Below are 316 nucleotides of genomic sequence, written 5' to 3'. Positions count from 1 at the left end.
CGGCGCGTGGACCTACACGCTTAACAACAACGCTGCGAACGTTCAAGCGTTGGCGCAAGGCGAGCAACGTCAAGAAATCTTCACCGTCACCTCTGCTGACGGCACGGTTTCACAAATCACCGTCACTGTGATCGGCACCAACGACGCTGCCGTGATCGCTGGTCAAGGAACGGGCACCGTTACTGAAGACAGCGTATTGACGGCTTCGGGCACGTTGACCGTCACTGATGCTGACGCGGGCCAAGCCACCTTCGCGGCTCAAACCGGCACGGCCGGCACCTACGGCTCGTTCTCCATCGGTACCGACGGCGCATGG

The 316-nt window shown here is 60.8% G+C and carries 1 protein-coding gene; it reads left to right on the top strand.

Annotation, left to right across the window (positions count from 1 at the left end; all coding sequences use genetic code 11):
- Positions 1–316 (top strand): VCBS domain-containing protein (locus EYW45_RS25080; protein ID WP_202444503.1); only part of this gene is annotated, 316 nt, incomplete at both ends.

Source organism: Schauerella aestuarii (assembly GCF_009866805.1).
Lineage (GTDB): Bacteria > Pseudomonadota > Gammaproteobacteria > Burkholderiales > Burkholderiaceae_B > Schauerella > Schauerella aestuarii.
The sequence above is the reverse complement of the archived record's forward strand: the minus strand, read 5'-3'. Positions and strand labels throughout refer to the sequence as shown.